At 60.8% G+C, this 18,994-nt stretch carries 13 protein-coding genes; 5 read left to right on the top strand and 8 right to left on the bottom strand.

Annotated features, from left to right (window positions below):
• Positions 1-69 precede the first annotated feature (69 nt).
• The 6 genes from etfA to gbcA all read right to left on the bottom strand — a co-directional run bounded on the left by etfA (position 70) and on the right by gbcA (position 9,359).
• Entirely contained in the window at positions 70-1,293 is a 1,224-nt protein-coding gene (gene etfA, locus CUR33_RS02090; protein ID WP_289238538.1) for an electron transfer flavoprotein subunit alpha, read from the bottom strand.
• Positions 1,290-3,254 (bottom strand): dimethylglycine demethylation protein DgcB, encoded by a 1,965-nt coding sequence (gene dgcB / locus CUR33_RS02085; RefSeq protein ID WP_289238537.1) that lies wholly within the window; start codon positions 3,252-3,254, stop codon positions 1,290-1,292. The genes etfA and dgcB overlap by 4 nt, the downstream gene beginning before the upstream one ends.
• Positions 3,255-3,425: 171 nt before the next feature.
• Positions 3,426-5,486 carry a dimethylglycine demethylation protein DgcA gene (dgcA, locus tag CUR33_RS02080; RefSeq protein WP_289238536.1) on the bottom strand — a complete coding sequence of 687 codons (2,061 nt, stop codon included), beginning with the start codon at positions 5,484-5,486 and terminating at the stop codon, positions 3,426-3,428.
• A 15-nt stretch (positions 5,487-5,501) separates the two neighbouring features.
• On the bottom strand, positions 5,502-6,032 hold the full coding sequence (locus CUR33_RS02075; RefSeq protein WP_090254966.1) for a DUF5943 domain-containing protein: 531 nt from the start codon (positions 6,030-6,032) through the stop codon (positions 5,502-5,504).
• Between the two features lie 191 nt (positions 6,033-6,223).
• Positions 6,224-7,201 carry a dipeptidase gene (locus CUR33_RS02070; protein ID WP_090254964.1) on the bottom strand — a complete coding sequence of 326 codons (978 nt, stop codon included), beginning with the start codon at positions 7,199-7,201 and terminating at the stop codon, positions 6,224-6,226.
• An 865-nt stretch (positions 7,202-8,066) separates the two neighbouring features.
• On the bottom strand, positions 8,067-9,359 hold the full coding sequence (gene gbcA / locus CUR33_RS02065) for a glycine-betaine demethylase subunit GbcA (RefSeq protein WP_167146693.1): 1,293 nt from the start codon (positions 9,357-9,359) through the stop codon (positions 8,067-8,069).
• Positions 9,360-9,710: 351 nt separating this feature from the next.
• Between gbcA and gbcB the strand changes: the two genes are divergently transcribed.
• Positions 9,711-10,814 (top strand): glycine-betaine demethylase subunit GbcB, encoded by a 1,104-nt coding sequence (gene gbcB / locus CUR33_RS02060; RefSeq protein WP_167146690.1) that lies wholly within the window; start codon positions 9,711-9,713, stop codon positions 10,812-10,814.
• A 237-nt stretch (positions 10,815-11,051) separates the two neighbouring features.
• On the opposite strand, the gene gbdR is transcribed toward gbcB, so the two are convergent.
• Positions 11,052-12,155: a choline metabolism transcriptional regulator GbdR gene (gbdR, locus tag CUR33_RS02055; RefSeq protein WP_289238535.1), complete on the bottom strand. Its 1,104-nt coding sequence runs from the start codon at positions 12,153-12,155 to the stop codon at positions 11,052-11,054.
• A gap of 413 nt (positions 12,156-12,568) precedes the next feature.
• Complete coding sequence (locus tag CUR33_RS02050; protein WP_289238534.1) at positions 12,569-13,948, bottom strand: L-serine ammonia-lyase; 1,380 nt, start codon at positions 13,946-13,948, stop codon at positions 12,569-12,571.
• Between the two features lie 318 nt (positions 13,949-14,266).
• Here CUR33_RS02050 and CUR33_RS02045 point away from each other — a divergent pair, with 318 nt between their 5' ends.
• The 4 genes from CUR33_RS02045 (at position 14,267) to CUR33_RS02030 (ending at position 18,922) form a co-directional block, all read left to right on the top strand.
• On the top strand, positions 14,267-15,208 hold the full coding sequence (locus tag CUR33_RS02045) for a choline ABC transporter substrate-binding protein (protein WP_289238533.1): 942 nt from the start codon (positions 14,267-14,269) through the stop codon (positions 15,206-15,208).
• Positions 15,209-15,867: 659 nt separating this feature from the next.
• Positions 15,868-17,073, top strand: coding sequence for a quaternary amine ABC transporter ATP-binding protein (locus CUR33_RS02040; RefSeq protein ID WP_090254952.1), 1,206 nt, complete (start codon positions 15,868-15,870; stop codon positions 17,071-17,073).
• Positions 17,066-17,947, top strand: a complete 882-nt coding sequence (locus CUR33_RS02035; protein ID WP_090254950.1) for an ABC transporter permease — start codon at positions 17,066-17,068, stop codon at positions 17,945-17,947. The genes CUR33_RS02040 and CUR33_RS02035 overlap by 8 nt, the downstream gene beginning before the upstream one ends.
• A gap of 30 nt (positions 17,948-17,977) precedes the next feature.
• Entirely contained in the window at positions 17,978-18,922 is a 945-nt protein-coding gene (locus tag CUR33_RS02030; RefSeq protein ID WP_090254948.1) for a choline ABC transporter substrate-binding protein, read from the top strand.
• The last annotated feature ends 72 nt before the right edge of the window (positions 18,923-18,994 follow it).

Here is an 18,994-nt window from a genome sequence, read left to right as displayed (position 1 = left end):
TGCTCTTCCACCATCGCAGTGTGATGGTTACTGGTGGATGGGTGAAGCGTCATCCACCCTACAGTTTGCTTAGGCAGCATCACGTTCTGCTCCCTGTCGATGGGCGGCGACCCGCTCGATCAACGCTTGCAAGATCGCAGCGGACTCACCGATTACCGAAAGATCAGCGCGTTTGATCATGTCGCAGGTCGGGTCGAGGTTGATCGCCACCACTTTGTCGCAGGCACCGATGCCTTGCAGATGCTGGATCGCCCCGCTAATCCCCACCGCCACATACACCCGCGCGGTAACCCAGATGCCCGACGCGCCGACCTGGCGCTCGCGGCCCATAAAGCCATCGTCCACCGCCACCCGTGAGGCACCTTCGGTGGCGCCCAGCGCCGCAGCGGCCTGGTGGAATAGCGTCCAGTCCTTCACGCCGTTGCCGCCAGAGAGAATAAATTCGGCCTCGGCCATGGGGATCTGCGCCGGATCGACCGCCACCGCGCCCAAATCCTGAATCCGCGGTAAGTGTCTGACCAGCGCTTCACTGAGCGCCAGCGGCCGCACTTCGTGACGGGTTTCGCTGACCGGCTCGGCGCATTCCACCGCCGCCAGAATCAGGCGTGGCGCTTGTTGCACCAAGTCTTCCCGGCCGGCCCCGGCGCGCCCGCTGGCCATGCCATCGGCGACCTGCCAGACCCGCGTGGCCGGGCGCTCACCGAGTTTGGCAGCCAGGCGGCGACCCAACTCGCCACCGCCGTTACGGCTGTCGGGTAGCAACCAATGGCGCGGCGACAATTGCCGTTCTACTGCGCCGAGTGCCAGCACCCGGGCTTCCGGGGCGTAGCCGTCAAAATTGTCACCGGTGAACTGCAGAAGGCGATCCACGCCATTGCTGTCGAAGGCGCTTTCCTTGTGCTCGCCAAAGATCACCGCGACCACCGCACCGTCGCTGCCGGCCAGCTTGTGCGCCAGGCCGAGCAGGTCCTTGTCGTGGGCGCTCAGGCGGCCGCCGACCATGTCCGGCACCACGGCGATATAGAATGCCGGTTGCTCGATCACATGCAGCGGCAACTGCACCACGGCGCTGGCCGTCGAGCGCTTGGCCGCGCCACCTTGCTGCGCGCCGGAACGATCAATACGTTTGAGGCCATTGGGGCCGATAAAGCCCACGGCATGCGGGTTCTTACGCAGCACTCCAGCGGCGCTGAGCCAGCTGGCCATCACCGGCTGTGCGGCGGCATGCAGCGGGTGCAGGCGGTTGCGGGCAATCCATTCGGCCCGTGGGTCGCGGCGGATGATGTCGCTCATGGGCTTACCTCAGCTGCTTCACGCGGGACGGATGCAGGCTTCTTCACCTCGACCACGCCCTCGATCAATACATCGGCCACCAGCTCGGCAATATCCTTGACCTCCGGGCGCGGGCCGACCACACCTTCGAGCATGGCGGTGCACTGCGGGCAACCCACGGCAACCAGCTCGGCGGCGGTTTCCTTGATATCGACCATGCGCATATCGGGAATCCGCTGCTTGCCGGGGATATCAGTGATCGGCGCACCGCCGCCACCGCCGCAGCAACGGGAACGGAAGCCCGAGCGCTGCATCTCTTTCACTTCAATGCCGATGGCATTCAGCACATTGCGCGGCGCTTCGTACTCACCGTTGTAGCGGCCCAGGTAGCAGGGGTCGTGATAGGTCACGCTGCCGCCTTTGTGGGTGCCGAGGTTGAGTTTCTGCCCAGTGATCAGTTCATCCATATAGGTGCTGTGATGCAGCACCGAATAGCGGCCGCCCAGCTCGCCGTATTCGTTTTTCAGTACATGGAAGCTGTGCGGGTCGCAGGTGACGATGCGTTTGAATTGGTACTTGGCCAGGGTAGCGATATTGCGTTTGGCCAGCAGCTGGAAGGTCGCCTCATCACCGAGACGGCGTGCCACGTCGCCGCTGTCGCGCTCTTCCAGGCCGAGCACGGCGAAGTCGACCTTGGCCGCTTTCAGTACTTTGACAAAGGCGCGCAGGGTGCGCTGGTTGCGCATATCGAAGGCGCCGTCGCCGACCCAGAACAGCACATCCACATTTTGCTTGTCGCTCATTAGCGGCAGGTTCAAATCCGCCGCCCAGTTCAACCGGCCACCCGGAGCGAAACCGCCGGGGTTGTCGGTGGCGATCAGGTTGTCCAGCACCTCAGCGCCCTTGTTGGGCGTGGCGCCTTTTTCCAGCGTGAGATGGCGGCGCATATCGACGATGGCGTCGACGTGCTCGATCATCATCGGGCATTCCTCGACGCAGGCGCGGCAGGTGGTGCAGGACCACAGCGTTTCGGCGTCGACCAGGGCTTTGCCATGCAGGTTGACGATGGGCAGATGCGGGCCCCCGCTGTGCTCGCCCACCGGCTTACCCGGATAAGGCGAACCGGCAAAGTTGGCATCGGTGCCGCCAGCCAAGCCGACAACCATATCCTGAATCAGCTTCTTCGGGTTCAACGGTTGGCCGGCGGCGAAGGCCGGGCAGGCCGCCTCGCACTTACCGCACTGCACGCAGGCATCGAAGCCGAGCAGCTGGTTCCAGGTGAAGTCCGTGGGTTTTTCCACGCCCAGAGGAGCGTTGCGGTCATCCAGATTGAGTGCCTTCAAGCCGGTCGAGCGACCACCGCCAAAGCGCTCAGAGCGGCGATGCCAGGCCAGGTGCAAGGCACCTGCGAAGGCGTGCTTCATCGGCCCGCCCCAGGTCATGCCAAAGAACAGCTCGGACACACCCCAGGCCACGCCGACGGTGAGCAGCAGCGCGAGAATCCAGCCACCAAAGCCTTCCGGCAGGATGCCGGCAACAGGAAGCGTGGCGATAAAAAAGCTGCCGGCAAACAACAGCAGGCTTTTCGGCAGACGCATCCACGGGCCTTTCGACAGCCGTGACGGCGGGTCGAGACGGCGTTTGGCGACAAACAATGCGCCGACAAACATCAACGCGGTGGCACCTAACAAGGCGAAGCCGAGCATGCGATTCTGCAGGCCAAAACCATGCACCAGAATCGCCAGCACTGCGGCCAGGACAAAGCCGCCGGCAGTGGCGACGTGGGTGTTGGCGATATATTTGTCGCGGGCCACCACATGGTGCAGGTCGACCATATAGCGACGCGGCATGGCCAGCAGCCCGCCAAGCCAGTCGACTTGGGCCGGGCGGCCGCGGCGCCACATAAAGAAGCGCTTCGCCGCGCCAATAACCGCAAGGGCCAGGGCAGCGAAGAGCAGGATGGGGAGTAGGGTGTTCAACATGTGAGGCTCCCACCGCCAATGTCAGGGGATGATGCATTTCAGTCACCTCTCCCCTCCGGGGAGAGGGTTAGGGTGAGGGGCTGGCCTGAGAGACCGCTCCCCTCACCCCAGCCCTCTCCCCAAGAGGGAGAGGGAGCTAGACCGGGTCAAACCATCGATGTTGTGCTGGGCTCAGAAATCCTTGCACAACCGCAGTGCATCGTAGATCGCTGCATGGGTGTTGCGCTGGGCTACGCAGTCGCCGATACGGAACAACAAATAACCGTCGCCCGCCTCGGATAAACACGGCTGCGGCTTGATCGCGAACAGCGCTTCCACGTCGATCTGGCCCTTGTTACGCGAGCCTTCCTTGAGTGCGTAGTAAAGGCGCTCATCCGGGCGCACGCCGTTTTCCACCACCACCTGATCGACCACGCGCTCTTCTTTCGCACCGGTGTATTCGTTCTCCAACACCGCCACCAGCTTGTCGCCTTCGCGGTAGACCTTTTCCAGCATCATGTCGCCGGTCATGATCACTTCTTTCGGGTACATGCTGCGGTAGTAAGTCGGGAACGTAGTGCCGCCCATGGCCACACCCGGTTTGATGTCGTCGGTGACGATCTCCACCTTCGCGCCTTTTTCGGCGATAAAGTCAGCCACCGACATACCGCCGAATTCGCAAATGGTGTCGTACACCAGCACGTTATTGCCCGGTGCAACGGTGCCATCGAGAACGTCCCAGCTGCTGACTACCAGGCCTTCAGCGGCGCCCCAATGTTCGTTTTGCTCGATGAATGGATGACCGCCGTTGGCCAGCACGACGATGTCGGGACGCAGGTCGAGAATGCTGGCCTCATCAGCACCAGTACCCAGGCGCAGGTCGATATTCAGACGGGCCAACTCCAGCTGAAACCAGCGGGTAATGCCGGCCATCTGGTCGCGCTGCGGTGCCTTGGCGGCTAAAGTGATTTGCCCGCCGAGGCTGTCTTTCTTCTCGAACAGAGTCACATCGTGGCCACGCTCGGCAGCCACGCGCGCCGCTTCCATCCCGGCCGGACCACCGCCAACAATCACCACCTTGCGCTTAGGTCCGCTGGTTTTTTCGATTATATGCGGCAGGCCCATGTATTCGCGGCTGGTCGCCGCGTTCTGGATGCACAGCACATCCAGGCCTTGATACTGGCGGTCGATGCAGTAGTTGGCACCGACGCACTGCTTGATCTGGTCGACCTGGCCCATCTTGATCTTGGCGATCAGGTGCGGGTCAGCGATGTGCGCGCGGGTCATGCCGACCATGTCGACATAGCCGCCTTCGAGAATGCGCGTGGCCTGGTTCGGGTCCTTAATGTTCTGCGCGTGCAGCACCGGCACCTTGACCACTTCCTTGATCCCGGCTGCCAGGTGCAGGAACGGCTCCGGCGGGTAGCTCATGTTGGGGATGACGTTGGCCAGGGTGTTGTGGGTGTCGGCACCAGAGCCGACCACGCCGATAAAGTCGATCAGGCCGGTGGCATCGTAATACGCGGCGATCTGCTTCATGTCCTCGTGAGAGAGGCCGTCCGGGTGGAACTCGTCACCGGAGATACGCAGGCCCACGCAGAAATCGGGACCCACCTCGGCGCGCACCGCTTTGATCACTTCCAGGCCGAACTTCATCCGGCCTTCAAAGGTGCCGCCCCATTCGTCAGTGCGCTTGTTCACCCGAGGCGACCAGAACTGATCGATCATGTGCTGGTGTACGGCAGACAGCTCTACGCCGTCGAGGCCGCCGGCTTTGGCCCGAGCCGCTGCCTTGGCGAAGTCACCTATGACGCGCCACATTTCCTCCGGCTCGATGGTCTTGCAGGTGGCACGGTGTACCGGTTCGCGGATACCGGACGGCGACATCAGGGTCGGCCAGTCGAAGCCATCCCAGCGTGAGCGGCGGCCCATGTGGGTAATCTGGATCATGATCTTGGCGCCATGCTTGTGCATGGCATCCGCCAGGTTCTGGAAGTGCGGAATGATCCGGTCAGTCGACAGGTTCACCGAACTCCACCAACCGTGCGGGCTGTCGATGGAGACCACCGACGAGCCACCGCAGATCGCCAGGCCGACGCCACCCTTGGCCTTTTCTTCGTAATACTTAACGTAACGCTCAGTGGTCATGCCGCCATCGGTAGCCATAACCTCGGCATGGGCGGTGGACACGATGCGGTTACGAATAGTCAGCTTGCCGATTTGGATCGGCTGGAACATTGCTTCGAAAGCCATGACTCGATCCTCGACTTAGCGCGGTTTGACGATAAACAGGCCATCGTCGTGGCCCTCTTCGGAACCGCCATAGACCTGCTCGGCCACGGTGCGCAGTGTACTGCCCTGGGCCTGGAGAATCTGATCCATGGCGCCGGCAAACCAGCCGGTGAACATGTAATCGACCTTGCGCCCGCACTTGCCGTAGACGTAGACGAAAGCCGAATGCTTGAGCTTCACCGAGGCGGTGCCGGCGGCCAGGTCGATGGCTTCAATCTCGAACAGCCCCCAGCCGCGTTGCGACAAGCGCTTCATGTAGTGCTCAAACACCGCCACGCCTGATAGGCCGTGGCATTCAGCCTCTTTCTCGCACCAGTGCCAGGCAGACTTGTAGCCGGCCTTGTAGAGAATTTCGGCATAGGCCTCAGCGCCCAGTACCTCTTCGATACCGATGTGGTTGTTGACGAAAAAATGCCGCGGCACATAGAGCATCGGTAGCGCGTCAGTGGTCCAGACGCCGGTTTCGTCGTCGACCTGGATAGGCATTTCGGGTGCGTGGGTGGCCATGTGTTCAGTGCTCCAGAATTCGTTGTCTTGCGTATTTGAAAGGTGCCGATGAATGCCTGTGGAGCCGTAGCGAGCACGCCGAGAGCAAGGAGACCCGCAGCGACAAGCGAGAGCAGTACGCATGTACGGCGAGCTTGTCGCGAGGACGCGACGCAGCTATCGGTGGGCGCAGTAGGCTCCGGAGGTATTCATCACTCGCCCCAGACGTCCGCCAGAACCCTTACCCAGTTCTCACCCATGATCTTGCGCACCACGCGCTCGGAATGGCCGCGTTTGAGCAGGGTCTCGGTGAGGTTGGGGAATTCGCCGACGGTGCGGATGCCCAGCGGGTTGATGATCTTGCCGAAGCTGGTCAGGCGGCGGGCGTAGCCCTTGTCGTGGGTCAGGTACTCGAAGAAGTCCTGGCCATGGCCCTGGGTGAAGTCGGTGCCGATGCCGATGGCGTCTTCGCCAACGATGTTCATCACGTACTCGATGGCCTCGGCGTAGTCGTCGATGGTCGAGTCGATGCCTTTGGCCAGGAACGGCGCGAACATGGTCACGCCGACGAAGCCGCCGTGGTCGGCGATAAATTTCAGCTCGGCATCGGACTTGTTGCGCGGGTGCTCTTTCAGCCCCGACGGCAGGCAGTGGGAATAGGTGACCGGCTTTTTCGATTCGAGGATGACTTCCTCAGAAGTCTTCGAACCCACATGCGAGAGGTCGCACATGATGCCGACGCGGTTCATCTCGGCGACGATCTCGCGACCGAAGCCGGACAACCCGCCGTCACGCTCGTAGCAGCCGGTGCCAACCAGGTTCTGGGTGTTGTAGCACATCTGCACAATGCCCACGCCGAGCTGCTTGAACACCTCGACGTAACCGATCTGATCTTCGAACGCATGGGCGTTCTGGAAGCCGAAAAGGATGCCGGTCTTGCCCTGCGCCTTGGCGGTACGAATGTCGGCGGTGGTGCGTACGGGCATCACCAGGTCGCTGTTCTCGCGGATTAGCTTCTGGCTGGCGGCGATATTGTTCACCGTGGCCTGAAAGCCTTCCCACACCGACACGGTGCAGTTGGCCGCCGTCAGGCCGCCTTTGCGCATGTCTTCGAACAGTTCGCGGTTCCACTTGGCGATGATCAGCCCGTCAATAACGATGCTGTCGGCGTGTAATTCGGCTGGGCTCATCAGGCAGTCCCCTTTTAGCGGTGTCGCCAAACCCGTTGTTGGCGCTTTGGACTGAGCATATCCCCGGGGGCTCGGGCGACCCGGTGCAAAAACGACTGGGGTATTGCCGAAAGCGTCAAAGCCGGGTCGCCTATGGATAAGCCACCGAGTGAGCAGCCACCCGACTGCACTGCCGGGCGTGCGGAAAGGTTGCGAGGGGAAGGAAAACGAAACCGCAGAAAGCACAAAGGGGAGCCTAGGCTCCCCTCTAATTGGGTGTGTGCTTTATTTTTATTATTTGGCGACTGTTATTGTTGTTTTATCGCTGTCTGTTGCGTCATCGCTTTCGGTGATTCCAAGTGGAACCAAGGGCAAACGTATTTTTTTGGTTACTGATACAGCAATCGCCATTGCCAAAACCCCTGCAATGATCCAACCGGCACACCGAGCTACCTCAAGGTAGTTTTATTCTTTTCGGCCTGGCTGCGGGAAAACCCGAATCACATACCCTTTCCAAAAAAATCAGTTTGCGACTCGTGGGTACTCTTGTTTTTGTTGTGCCTTGAGTCGATACGATAGTTCTGCTGATGCTTGTTATTGTTTTTGTACAGTAAATAAAGCACTCAGCGTGCCAACTTTAAAAATCACTTATAAATCAATGGTATATGAAAATACCAGGTAGCCAGACTGACATAAGCAGTCACCATTCTGGGGTGCTGCTACTCGTTTGTGTTCCCGTTGCTGGCGGAGCGGTAACACTTGTGCGCAGGTAATGGCGCACATTGGCGGGGCTAAAAAAATGCCCGCAGCAGACTGCGGGCAGCAAAGCGGCCATGAAGGCCTGAGTGTGGAGCCGTTCCGGCGGGCGACCAACCCGCCAGCTCCGTTACTCGGCGGCAACCCCTTTCAGGTAGGGCGCAGGTGCGGCGCCAAGGTTGTTGAGCAGACGCTCGCTGTACCAGTCGATAAAGTTGACCACGCCAAACTCGTAGGTTTTCGAGTACGGGCCGGGCTGGTAAGCGGTGGAGTTGATGCCGCGCTGGTTCTCCTCAGCCAGACGGCGGTCCTGGTCGTTGGTGGCATCCCACACCTGGCGCAGGCGGGCGACGTCGTAATCGACACCTTCCACGGCATCCTTGTGCACCAGCCATTTGGTGGTGACCATGGTTTCCTGGGCGCTGATCGGCCAGACGGTGAAGACGATCATGTGATCGCCCATGCAGTGGTTCCACGAGTGCGGCAGGTGCAGGATGCGCATCGAGCCCAAGTCGGGATCGGTGATACGACCCATGAGTTTCTTGCAGCCCTGCTTGCCGTCCATGGTCATGGACACAGTGCCCTTGAGCAGCGGCATGCGCACGATGCGGTTGCGCAGACCAAAGCTGGCATGGGCGTAGGGAATGTTGTCTTTGTCCCAGCGCCCCGTGCACTCCGCCACCTGATCCTTGAACGCCTGGGTGGCGCGCGGGTCGGTAACGTCATCCCACTCCAGCAGGGTATTGAGCAGCTCAGGGTGCGAGCCGTTGCAGTGGTAGCACTCGCGGTTGTTCTCCAGCACCAGCTTCCAGTTGGCCTTTTCCATCAAGGTGGTTTGCACGGCCACCTTGGTGTTTTCCATGTCGTACGGCTCCATGTAATGAGCCAGCGTGCTGAGGAACTCATCAATGGCCGGTGGGTTTTCCGCCAGGGAAATAAAGATGTAACCACCTGCCACTTTGCAGTTGACCGGTTTAAGGCTGTAGTCCTTGAGGTCGAAATCCGCACCCATTTCGGTGCCAGCAAACAGCAGGCGACCGTCGAGTTCGTAGGTCCACTGGTGATAAGGGCACACCAGCTTGGCCACCTTGCCTTTGTCACTGGTGCACAGGCGCGAGCCACGGTGACGGCAGACGTTATGGAAGGCATGCACCACACCATCGGCCCCGCGAATCACCATGATCGGGTTATCACCGATCTGCAGGGTGAGGTAGTTACCCTTGGCCGGGATCTCACAGGTCATGCCGGCAATCAGCCATTCCTTGTGGAAGATCTCCTGCATATCGATCTTGAACAGACGCTCGTCGTTGTAGAACGGCTGCGGCAGCGAAAAGGTGCGCTCGCGGCTTTGCAGCATCTCGGCGGTGGCCTTGCGTGCAGGCTCCAGCGGATCGCCCAGGCTCAGGGTGGAAGTGACGTCCATCGGTAACTCCTCAATGGCGACTCGCTGGGCGAGTTGCCGCAATAAAGTGGCTAGTCGGTATCACGCAAGGTGGCGTCATTGCCCCGTTCTACGCCTGCCGATGGCGACTGGATGAAAGAGGAATTCGCTCGTGACCTTTTGCTTCGGCTGGCTGCGAGTGTGGCGCTGAGCGTGGGCCAAACCTTGTCTATGGACGACATGGTCACATCCGTTTCCGACGCGGCAAACCAAGGCCTGCGCGGCAGGTCGCGATAAGCATGTAAATGTCGCTGGCAGATAAATGAGCCCATCCGCCAGTGCGCACAATCCGCCCCATATAAGGCCGATGCCCGGCCGCGCGGAGAGACGTCCATGACGACGAACGACTTCCTCAACCCCATTACCACCCAGACCTGGAGCAACGGCCGCCACCTGGTGCGTTGCGTCAAAGTCATCCAGGAAACTTGGGATGTGCGCACGTTCTGCTTTATGGCCGATCAGCCGGTGCTGTACTTCTTCAAACCAGGACAATTCGTCACCCTGGAACTGGAAATCGACGGCCAGCCGGTGATGCGCTCCTACACCATCTCCAGCTCGCCTTCCGTGCCCTACAGCTTTTCCATCACCATCAAGCGGGTGCCTGGCGGCAAGGTCTCCAACTGGTTGCATGACAACCTGCAGGAAGGCCAGGAGCTGCCGGTTCACGGCCCGGTCGGGCTGTTCAATGCCATCGACTTTCCCGCCGACAAGGTGCTCTACCTCAGTGGCGGGGTCGGCATTACGCCGGTGATGTCGATGGCGCGCTGGTTTTACGACACCAACGCCAATGTCGACATGGTGTTTGTGCACAGCGCGCGCTCACCGAAGGACATCATCTACCACCGCGAGCTGGAGCACATGGCCGCGCGGATCAACAACTTCAGCCTGCATGTGATTTGCGAGAAGCATGGGCTGGGTGAGGCTTGGGCCGGTTATCGCGGCTACCTCAACCAGAAGATGCTGGAGCTGATTGCCCCGGATTATCTGGATCGGGAAATCTTCTGCTGCGGCCCGACGCCGTACATGAATGCGGTCAAACGCCTGCTGGAAAGCAATGGCTTCGACATGCAGCACTACCACGAGGAGTCCTTTGGCGCGACGCCGGCGGATGTCCGCGAAGAAGCCAAGGAGCTCGCCGCCGAAGCCGCCGAAGCCCCCGCCGTGCCGGCTGCCGAACAGAATCAGGTGGCATTCACCAGCACCGGCAAGAGCATCCGCGTCGATCCAGGCGAAACCGTACACGCTGCCGCAGCCAAGCTTGGCCTGCATATCCCCAAAGCCTGCGGCATGGGCATTTGCGGCACCTGCAAGGTAATGAAAACCTCAGGCGAGGTGAGCATGGAGCACAACGGCGGGATCACCGACGAAGATGTCGCCGAGGGCTACATCCTCTCCTGCTGCAGCGTGCCGCAGGGTGATGTGGCGATCGAGTACTAAGCACCGCGTATCGCGCCGTCGCGCACACAGCAAAACGCCGCACTCGCCTTCAAGGCCAGTGCGGCGTTTTTGTTTTGTGGGAGGGGCTGGGCGGCACTCCGCTTCAGCCGCGACAAGCGATTAACAGCTCGCCGCTAAAGCGCCTCCCACACAGCGTGTAGAAGCCAGCTTGCTGGCGATCCCTGCCAAGCAAAAGCATCGCAAGCAAGCTTGGTCCTAGAGGTTATTCCGCGAGGCTTAGAGCCTGACACTAGCGAAGGTCGACTCCCCCTGCGCCCGCGTCAGCGCGGCCATAGCCGAGGATGGCGATGGGCGCATCAGGTCTTCCGGCATGGGCAGCAGCGCCACCACATGGCCGCCCTGCTGGCCCGCGCGCTCGTCGCGCGGCGGGATGCCGAAGTATTCGCGGTAGCACTTGGAGAAGTGCGGAGTAGAAACAAAGCCGCAGACCGAAGCCACTTCGATAATCGACATGCTGGTCTGCTTGAGCAGTTGGCGCGCACGAATCAGGCGCAGCTTGAGGTAGTAGCGCGACGGCGAACAGTGCAGGTACTTCTGGAACAGGCGCTCCAGCTGGCGGCGCGAGACATCGACATACAGCGCCAGCTGATCGAGGTCGATCGGCTCTTCCAGGTTGGCTTCCATCAGCGCGACGATTTCCTGCAGCTTCGGCTGGTTGGTGCCGAGCATGTGCTTGAGCGGCACGCGCTGGTGATCCTGCTCGTTACGGATGCGCTCGTAGATAAACATTTCAGAAATTGCCGCCGCCAGTTCACGGCCATGCTCGCGGCCGATCACATGCAGCATCATGTCCATCGGCGCGGTGCCGCCGGAGCTGGTGTGGCGGTTGCGGTCAATCGAGAACAGGCGAGTGCTGACTGCTGCGCGGGGGAAGGCTTCCTGCATCGAGGCCAGGCATTCCCAGTGCACGCTGCAATCGAAACCATCGAGCAGCCCGGCCTTGGCCAGCGCCCAGCTACCGGTGCATACCGCGCCCAATTGCGCGCCATGGCGGGCCTGGCTTTGCAGCCACTGCACGTGCTCGCGGGTGACGCTGTGCTGAATGTCGACACCGCCGCAAACGATCACCGCATCCAAACGCGGCGCCGTAGCCAAGCTGGCATCCGGGGTGATCTGCAGACCATCACTGGCGCAGACCGGCAGGCCGCTTTGGCTGAGGGTGTGCCAGCGGTACAACTCCTTACCGGACAGCTGGTTGGCCATGCGCAGCGGCTCGACGGCAGACGCCAGGGAAATCAAGGTGAAGTTGTCGAGCAGGAGAAAGCCGATGGACTGCGGAGCACGGCTCTGGGGTTGTGCCCCATGAGTGAACTGTGACATCAGGTAAACCCTCACGCGAAGCAAAGCACGGTAGTGAGCCCCTCTATGCGGTGGCTCTTTTTATGGTTCTGGGACTGCACAACGCCAGATCGACCACCAGCACAACGCAAAGGCCGTGCCTAAATTGATTGGGCGTTCAATTAAAAACAGAGGGATCGGCCCAACGCTAGTGACACTAGGCGTTGGCAGGAGCGACAGAAGCATTCTGATTACGACCGCAAACGCCCGTTCGACGGGCGCTTGAGCATTTCGGTAGCACTGCCAGGCAGGTGCTTTGTCACCCCGCTACGCAGGGTAAAAACGGCGCGGTAACGGAGCAACGGTCAGGCCGTATTCAGCAGCGTTGCGCTGCCCTTGCCACTGCGCCGAACAACCACGCACCACAAATGTGCACGCAAGCCTGAACGTGCGCATCAGCATTCAACAGCGCTAACGGCCAACCCGCCGCGCGAGGTTTCCTTGTACTTGTCATGCATATCGGCGCCGGTGTCGCGCATGGTGCGGATCACCCGGTCCAGTGAGATAAAGTGCTCGCCGTCGCCACGCAGGGCCATCTGCGCCGCGTTGATCGCCTTCACCGCAGCAATCGCGTTGCGCTCGATGCACGGCACCTGCACCAGGCCACCGACCGGGTCACAGGTCAGGCCGAGGTTGTGTTCCAGGCCGATTTCAGCGGCGTTTTCCACCTGCCCAGGGGTGGCCCCGAGAATCTCTGCCAGCCCTGCCGCGGCCATGGCGCAGGCCGAACCTACCTCACCCTGACAACCGACCTCAGCGCCGGAGATCGACGCGTTCTTCTTGCACAGGATGCCGATGGCGGCAGCAGCCAGCAGGTAATCCACCACATTGGCCTCGGTCACCGACGGACTGAAGCGCACGTAGTAATGCAGCACAGCCGGGATGATCCCCGCCGCACCATTGGTCGGCGCTGTGACCATGCGCCCGCCGGCGGCGTTTTCCTCATTCACCGCCAGGGCGAACAGGTTGACCCACTCCATGCCACTGAGGGTCGAGCCGATCACGTTGGGCTTGCTCATTTCCTGCAGGCTGCGGTGCAGCTTGGCGGCGCGGCGCTTCACATTCAGCCCGCCAGGTAAGGTGCCCTCGTGCTGCAAGCCTTGCTCGACACAATCGCGCATGGCCTGCCACAGACGCATCAGGCCGCTGCGGATTTCAGCCTCACTGCGCCAGGCTTTCTCGTTGGCCATCATCAACTCGGAAACCCTCAGGCCATGGGCCTTGCACAGGCGCAGCAGCTCTTCCGCGCTATTGAAGTCATACGGCAGCTGCGTGTGATCCTGATCCAGCTGACCGCTGGCGGCCTGCTCGGCGTCCACGACAAAACCGCCGCCCACCGAGTAATAAGTGTTTTCGTGCAGCAGGCTGCCATCGGCGGCAAAGGCGCTGAGGGTCATGGCGTTGGGGTGATAGGGCAGGTTTTCTTCCAGCAGCAGCATGTCGCGCGACCAGTCGAAGCCGATGCTGACCCGCCCACCGAGCGGCAACTGCCCGCTGGCCAGCAGCTGCGCGATTCGCGGTTCGATGCTGCTCGGGTCAACCTGATCCGGCCATTCGCCCATCAGCCCCATGATCACCGCACGGTCGCTGCCGTGACCAACACCGGTGGCCGATAGCGAACCGTACAGACGCACCTGCAACCGCGCTGTACGTTCCAGCAAACGCCGCTCGGCCAATGCGCCGCTAAACAGCGCAGCCGCACGCATCGGTCCGACGGTATGCGAACTGGACGGCCCAATGCCGATCTTGAACAGGTCAAACACGCTGATAGCCACACCACTCTCCTGCACGATTGCTACATGCAGGCATGATCAGGATTTCCCCACGCTACCGCCGCTCCACACCGACCCGCCCATATCTAAATCCGTCAGCGCCGCAAACGAACGCGACGTGTGCGACAGCGCGCAGTTTCAAGCGCCGCTGCAGCGATTCACGACAGCAGCGTTCTACTTGCGACTTCACGCATAGGCAGCGAAGGAAATCTGTCGGCATGATCGCCGCGCCCATGGACCGGCCAGCTGCAGTCGCCTGCCACCCGTGGCCCGACTGCGCGCTTGTACGCGCGCCCTGTCACTGCAACCGGGAGAGGCTTGATGACACGTAACAAACGCTGGCTGCTGGCCGCCACCTTCTGCACCACCCCGCTGCTGGCCCAGGCCGCAGAGCCAGCGCAGTGCGGGCTGATTCGCTTCGCCGATGTGGGCTGGACCGACATCACCGTGACCACCGCCGTCACGCGGCAGGTATTCAGTGAATTGGGCTACCGCACCCAGGTCAAACGCTTGTCCGTGCCCGACACCTACAAAGCCATGCAGGACGGCAAGATCGACGTGTTCCTCGGCAACTGGATGCCGAGCATGGAAAACGACATCAAACCCTACGCCGCTAACGGCTCGGTAAAGACCCTCGGCGCCAACCTCATCGGCGCCAAATACACCCTGGCGGTGAACCAGGCGGCGTATGACGGTGGCGTGAAAAACTTCGCCGATCTCGCGCGCTTCAGTAAAGAGCTGGGCGGCAAACTCTACGGAATCGAACCAGGCAACGATGGCAATAAGCTGATCCAGTCAATGATCGACAAGAACGCTTTCGGCCTGGCCGGTTTCAGCCTGGTGGAGTCCAGCGAGAACGGCATGCTGGCCCAGGTCAAACGCGCCGAGCACCTCAAACAGTGGGTGGTATTTCTCGGCTGGGCGCCGCACCCGATGAACAACCAGCTGCAGATGCATTACCTGGACGGCGGTGATGAGTTCTTCGGCCCCAACTACGGCGGCGCCACGGTGTACACCAACGTGCGCGCCGGTCTGGCCGAACAGTGCCCGAATGTCACCCGACTGCTGAAAAATCTGCGCTTCAGCCTGGAGATGGAGAGCTACCTGATGGGCGCCATCCTCAACAAAAACACCAACCCGCGACGCGAGGCCAAAGCCTGGTTGAAGGCTAATCCGCAGACGCGGGCGAGCTGGCTGGAGGGCGTCACACGATTGAACGGTCAATCAATAAAAACCGCCGAAAACCTCGCCAGTGGAAATTAATTTGTCATTTTTTCCGAACAGCGCGCAGCCCCCAGCTCATAGTGCCTGTGGCCATTTGAAACGCTGCAAACCACGGCCGCTGTGGCTTGCAGCCTTGGCAACGGAACAAACAAGTCTGTTATGGTTTTTAAAGCGTCTGTCGCCGCGCAACACGTCAGAGTCGCAAACCGACAATTGCGACAGGCCGAAGACTATATCGTTGAGTCAGCCGATTTCGTCGCTGTCGCCTTAGCAGGGTCGACAGACCGGGCGCCCACAGCCCCGGACCGAAGAATATATAAGTGCTGGCTCACCACGTGATGGGTGCCAGCCCAACAAGAAATTTCGGATGTACGCGCGCCTCGGGTCGAGGTGTGTAAAACCCAAGGATGGGACTTCGTAACACTGCCAGAGGGTTTGGAACGCGGTTTGCAGCACGGCACAGCAAGGTTGACTCAACAGTACGCCCCCATAGCGTCCATTGCCCACAAGGCAACCGGAGCGTTGCAGCGGTTGTGCCTGAGCACCCTGAATGTGTTGCGCGGCAAGGCACGGCCCCGACCCCGGAACCCAGTAAACCCACACAGGCAAGAACAGTCGGCATCACCGTACGTACGCCAGCTGGCGTAGGCGCGGTTCCGCAGCACTGATCTGGATGTCTACTGAAGGGGAATCATCCCATGCAGTCTGGAAAAATCGTCGTCGAAAACCTCTACAAGGTGTTCGGCGCAGAGCCACAAGAAGCCATTGACCTGCTCAAACAGGGCTGGAGCAAGGAACGAATTCTTGCGGAAAAAGGCGCGGTAATCGGCGTCAGCGACGTGTCCTTCAGCGTCGAGGAAGGTGAAATTTTCGTGCTGATGGGCCTCTCCGGCTCCGGCAAATCCACCCTGATCCGCCTGATCAACCGCCTGGTTGAACCCAGCGGCGGCAACGTCTACATCGACGGGCAGAACGTCGCCAAGATGCCCAAGGCGGAGCTTATTGATCTGCGCCGCCGCGACATGAGCATGGTCTTTCAGTCCTTCGCCCTGATGCCTTCACGCAGCGTGCTGGACAACGCCGCGTTCGGCCTGGAAGTGGCCGGCAAGAGCAAGAAGGTGCGCGAAGAGCGCGCCATGCAAGTACTCAAGCAGGTTGGCCTGGACACCTTTGCGCACAAGATGCCGCATGAGCTGTCCGGCGGCATGCAACAGCGCGTCGGCCTGGCCCGCGCCCTGGCGGTTGACCCGTCAATGATCATCATGGACGAGGCGTTTTCCGCCCTCGACCCGCTCAAGCGCCGTGAGATGCAAGACGTGCTGCTGGAGCTGCAAAAGACCGATCGCCGCACCATCATCTTCGTGTCCCACGACATCGAAGAAGCCATGCGCATCGGCACCCGCATCGGCATCATGGAGGGCGGCAAACTGGTTCAGGTCGGCACCCCGCAGGAGCTGATCGACAACCCCGCCAACGATTACGTGCGTAACTTCTTCAACACCGTCGACACCAACCGCTACCTCACCGCCGGCCAGCTGATGGCCAACAGCGTGCCGATCTACGTGCACAACGGCAAAGCGCCGGATGCGCAGAAGGTCTGCCAGGAGCTGCAGGCGCTGGACAAGCACTACGCCTTTGTCGTCGACGAGCAGAACAACTTCCAGGGCTCTATCAGCCTGGAAAAAATCGCCCTACTCGTCGAAGGCGGTGCGACCTGCAGCCTTGACGCGAACGTACTCAAGCATATCAACCCCGTTTCCGAAGGCACCCCGCTGGATCAGGTGATTGAACGCCTGGTGGACAACGAAGGGCCGATCCCGGTGATTGACGCGCACGGCCACTACAGCGGCGCCATCAGTAAAGGTCGTCTGTTGACCCGCCTGCAGGGAGAGTCCCATGAGTGAGAAACAGCTCGACCTGGGCAGCTGGGTCAACGACGTGGTGCAGCACCTGCTGGACAACTACAGCGATGGCTTCGACAGCATCGGCGCCGTAGTCAACGGCTTCTCCGAAGGCATCGAATGGCTGCTGATGCTCCCACCGGCCTGGCTGCTGATTGCCATCTTTATCGGCCTGGGCCTGTGGCGCATCGGCTACAAGTTCGCCATCTTCACCGCCATCTCCTTCGTGCTGATCGTACTCACCGGCTTCTGGGAACAGACCGTGGTAACCCTCGGCCTGACCTTCTCCGCCACGCTGATCAGCCTGCTACTCGGCATCCCGCTGGGCATCTGGGCCGCGCGCAGCGAGCGGGTGGCAACCATCATCCGGCCGATTCTCGACTTTATGCAGACCATGCCGGCGTTCGTTTACCTGATTCCCGCCGCCATGCTCTTCGGCCTCGGCCGTGTGCCGGGGATCATCGCCACGGTGATCTTCGCCATGCCCCCGGCGGTACGCCTGACCAACCTGGGCATCCGCCAGGTGAATAAAGAGATCATCGAAGCCGGCCAATCCTTCGGCTGCACGCCGCGTCAGCTACTGTTCAAGGTCCAGCTGCCCAACGCCATGCCGTCGATCATGGCCGGGGTCAACCAGACCATCATGATGGCCCTGTCGATGGTGATCATCGCCTCGATGGTCGGCGCCGGCGGCCTGGGTAACGACGTACTGGCGAGTATTCAGCGCCTGGACATCGGCCTTGGTTTCGAAAGCGGCATGGCCGTGGTGCTGCTGGCGATCATTCTCGACCGCATCACCGAAAGCTTCGGCACCCCACAAACCGCCAAGCGCAGCAGTCTGTTCAGTTGGTTCAGCGGCAAGCTTCAACGCCAGTAATCTAAATTTAACCATCACAGGGAATCGCAGATGAAGACGATTAAACAGCTCGCAGGTGTCGGCCTGCTCTCCGTGGCCATGCTGCAAAGCGCATGGGCGCAAGAGCCGGAGAGTTGCAAAATGGTGCGCTTCGCCGAAATCGGCTGGGCCGACATCGCCGCCACCACTGGCGTGGCCATGACCCTCAGCGAAGGCCTGGGCTACCAGACGCGCAAAATCATGGCCTCCGTACCCATCGCCTTCACCGGCGTGCAAAAAGGCCAGATCGACGTATTCCTCGGTTACTGGGCGCCCTCGATGGACGCCGTGATCGAACCCTTCACCAAGGATGGCGGCGTCAAAGTCCTGCCCAAAGCCAACCTTGAAGGCGCCAAATACACCCTCGCCGTCCCGACCTACGCCGCTGAAGCCGGGCTGAAAAGCTTTGCCGACATCGCCAAGTTCAAGGACCAGCTGGGCGGCAAGATCTTCGGCATCGAGCCAGGTAACGACGGCAACCTGCTGATCGACGGCATGATCAAGAGCAACCAGTTCGGCCTCGGCGAATTCAAGATGGTCGAGTCCAGCGAAGCCGGCATGCTGGTTCAGCTGCAACGTGCCGTGAAGAAAAATGAACCCGCCGTGTTCCTCGGCTGGGCACCGCACCCGATGAACACCCAGTTCGACATCACCTACCTGGAAGGCGGTGATGACGTGTTCGGCCCCGACTTCGGCGCCGCCAAGGTCTACACCGTCGTGCCGCCAGATTACGAAGCACGCTGCGCCAACGTCGGCAAACTGCTGAACAACCTGCAGTTCACCGTGGAAATTGAAAGCCAGCTGATGGAAAAGGTCCTGGATAAACAGAACCCGACCGAAGTCGCCAAAGAGTGGATCAAAGCCAACCCGGCAATCCTCGACCAGTGGCTGGCCGGCGTTACCACCTACGACGGCCAGGACGGCGTTGCTGCGGTGAAAAAACACCTCGGCCTGTAAGCCACAACGCGCCGCCTCCTTTACCTGCGGGCGGCGCGGTTAGTTCAAGCACCTGAATCAGCACCACACCCG

The sequence above is a fragment of the Pseudomonas sp. FEMGT703P genome (genome assembly GCF_002786345.1).
GTDB lineage: Bacteria > Pseudomonadota > Gammaproteobacteria > Pseudomonadales > Pseudomonadaceae > Aquipseudomonas > Aquipseudomonas peli.
The sequence above is the reverse complement of the archived record's forward strand: the minus strand, read 5'-3'. Positions and strand labels throughout refer to the sequence as shown.

What these genes read in the sequence shown, in the direction of transcription:
- etfA (WP_289238538.1), bottom strand. Translation starts at nt 1,293, where the DNA reads ATGAGCGACATCATCCGCCGCGACCCACGGGCCGAATGGATTGCCCGC.
- dgcB (WP_289238537.1), bottom strand. Translation starts at nt 3,254, where the DNA reads ATGTTGAACACCCTACTCCCCATCCTGCTCTTCGCTGCCCTGGCCCTT.
- dgcA (WP_289238536.1), bottom strand. Translation starts at nt 5,486, where the DNA reads ATGGCTTTCGAAGCAATGTTCCAGCCGATCCAAATCGGCAAGCTGACT.
- CUR33_RS02075 (WP_090254966.1), bottom strand. Translation starts at nt 6,032, where the DNA reads ATGGCCACCCACGCACCCGAAATGCCTATCCAGGTCGACGACGAAACC.
- CUR33_RS02070 (WP_090254964.1), bottom strand. Translation starts at nt 7,201, where the DNA reads ATGAGCCCAGCCGAATTACACGCCGACAGCATCGTTATTGACGGGCTG.
- gbcA (WP_167146693.1), bottom strand. Translation starts at nt 9,359, where the DNA reads ATGGACGTCACTTCCACCCTGAGCCTGGGCGATCCGCTGGAGCCTGCA.
- gbcB (WP_167146690.1), top strand. Translation starts at nt 9,711, where the DNA reads ATGACGACGAACGACTTCCTCAACCCCATTACCACCCAGACCTGGAGC.
- gbdR (WP_289238535.1), bottom strand. Translation starts at nt 12,155, where the DNA reads ATGTCACAGTTCACTCATGGGGCACAACCCCAGAGCCGTGCTCCGCAG.
- CUR33_RS02045 (WP_289238533.1), top strand. Translation starts at nt 14,267, where the DNA reads ATGACACGTAACAAACGCTGGCTGCTGGCCGCCACCTTCTGCACCACC.
- CUR33_RS02040 (WP_090254952.1), top strand. Translation starts at nt 15,868, where the DNA reads ATGCAGTCTGGAAAAATCGTCGTCGAAAACCTCTACAAGGTGTTCGGC.
- CUR33_RS02035 (WP_090254950.1), top strand. Translation starts at nt 17,066, where the DNA reads ATGAGTGAGAAACAGCTCGACCTGGGCAGCTGGGTCAACGACGTGGTG.
- CUR33_RS02030 (WP_090254948.1), top strand. Translation starts at nt 17,978, where the DNA reads ATGAAGACGATTAAACAGCTCGCAGGTGTCGGCCTGCTCTCCGTGGCC.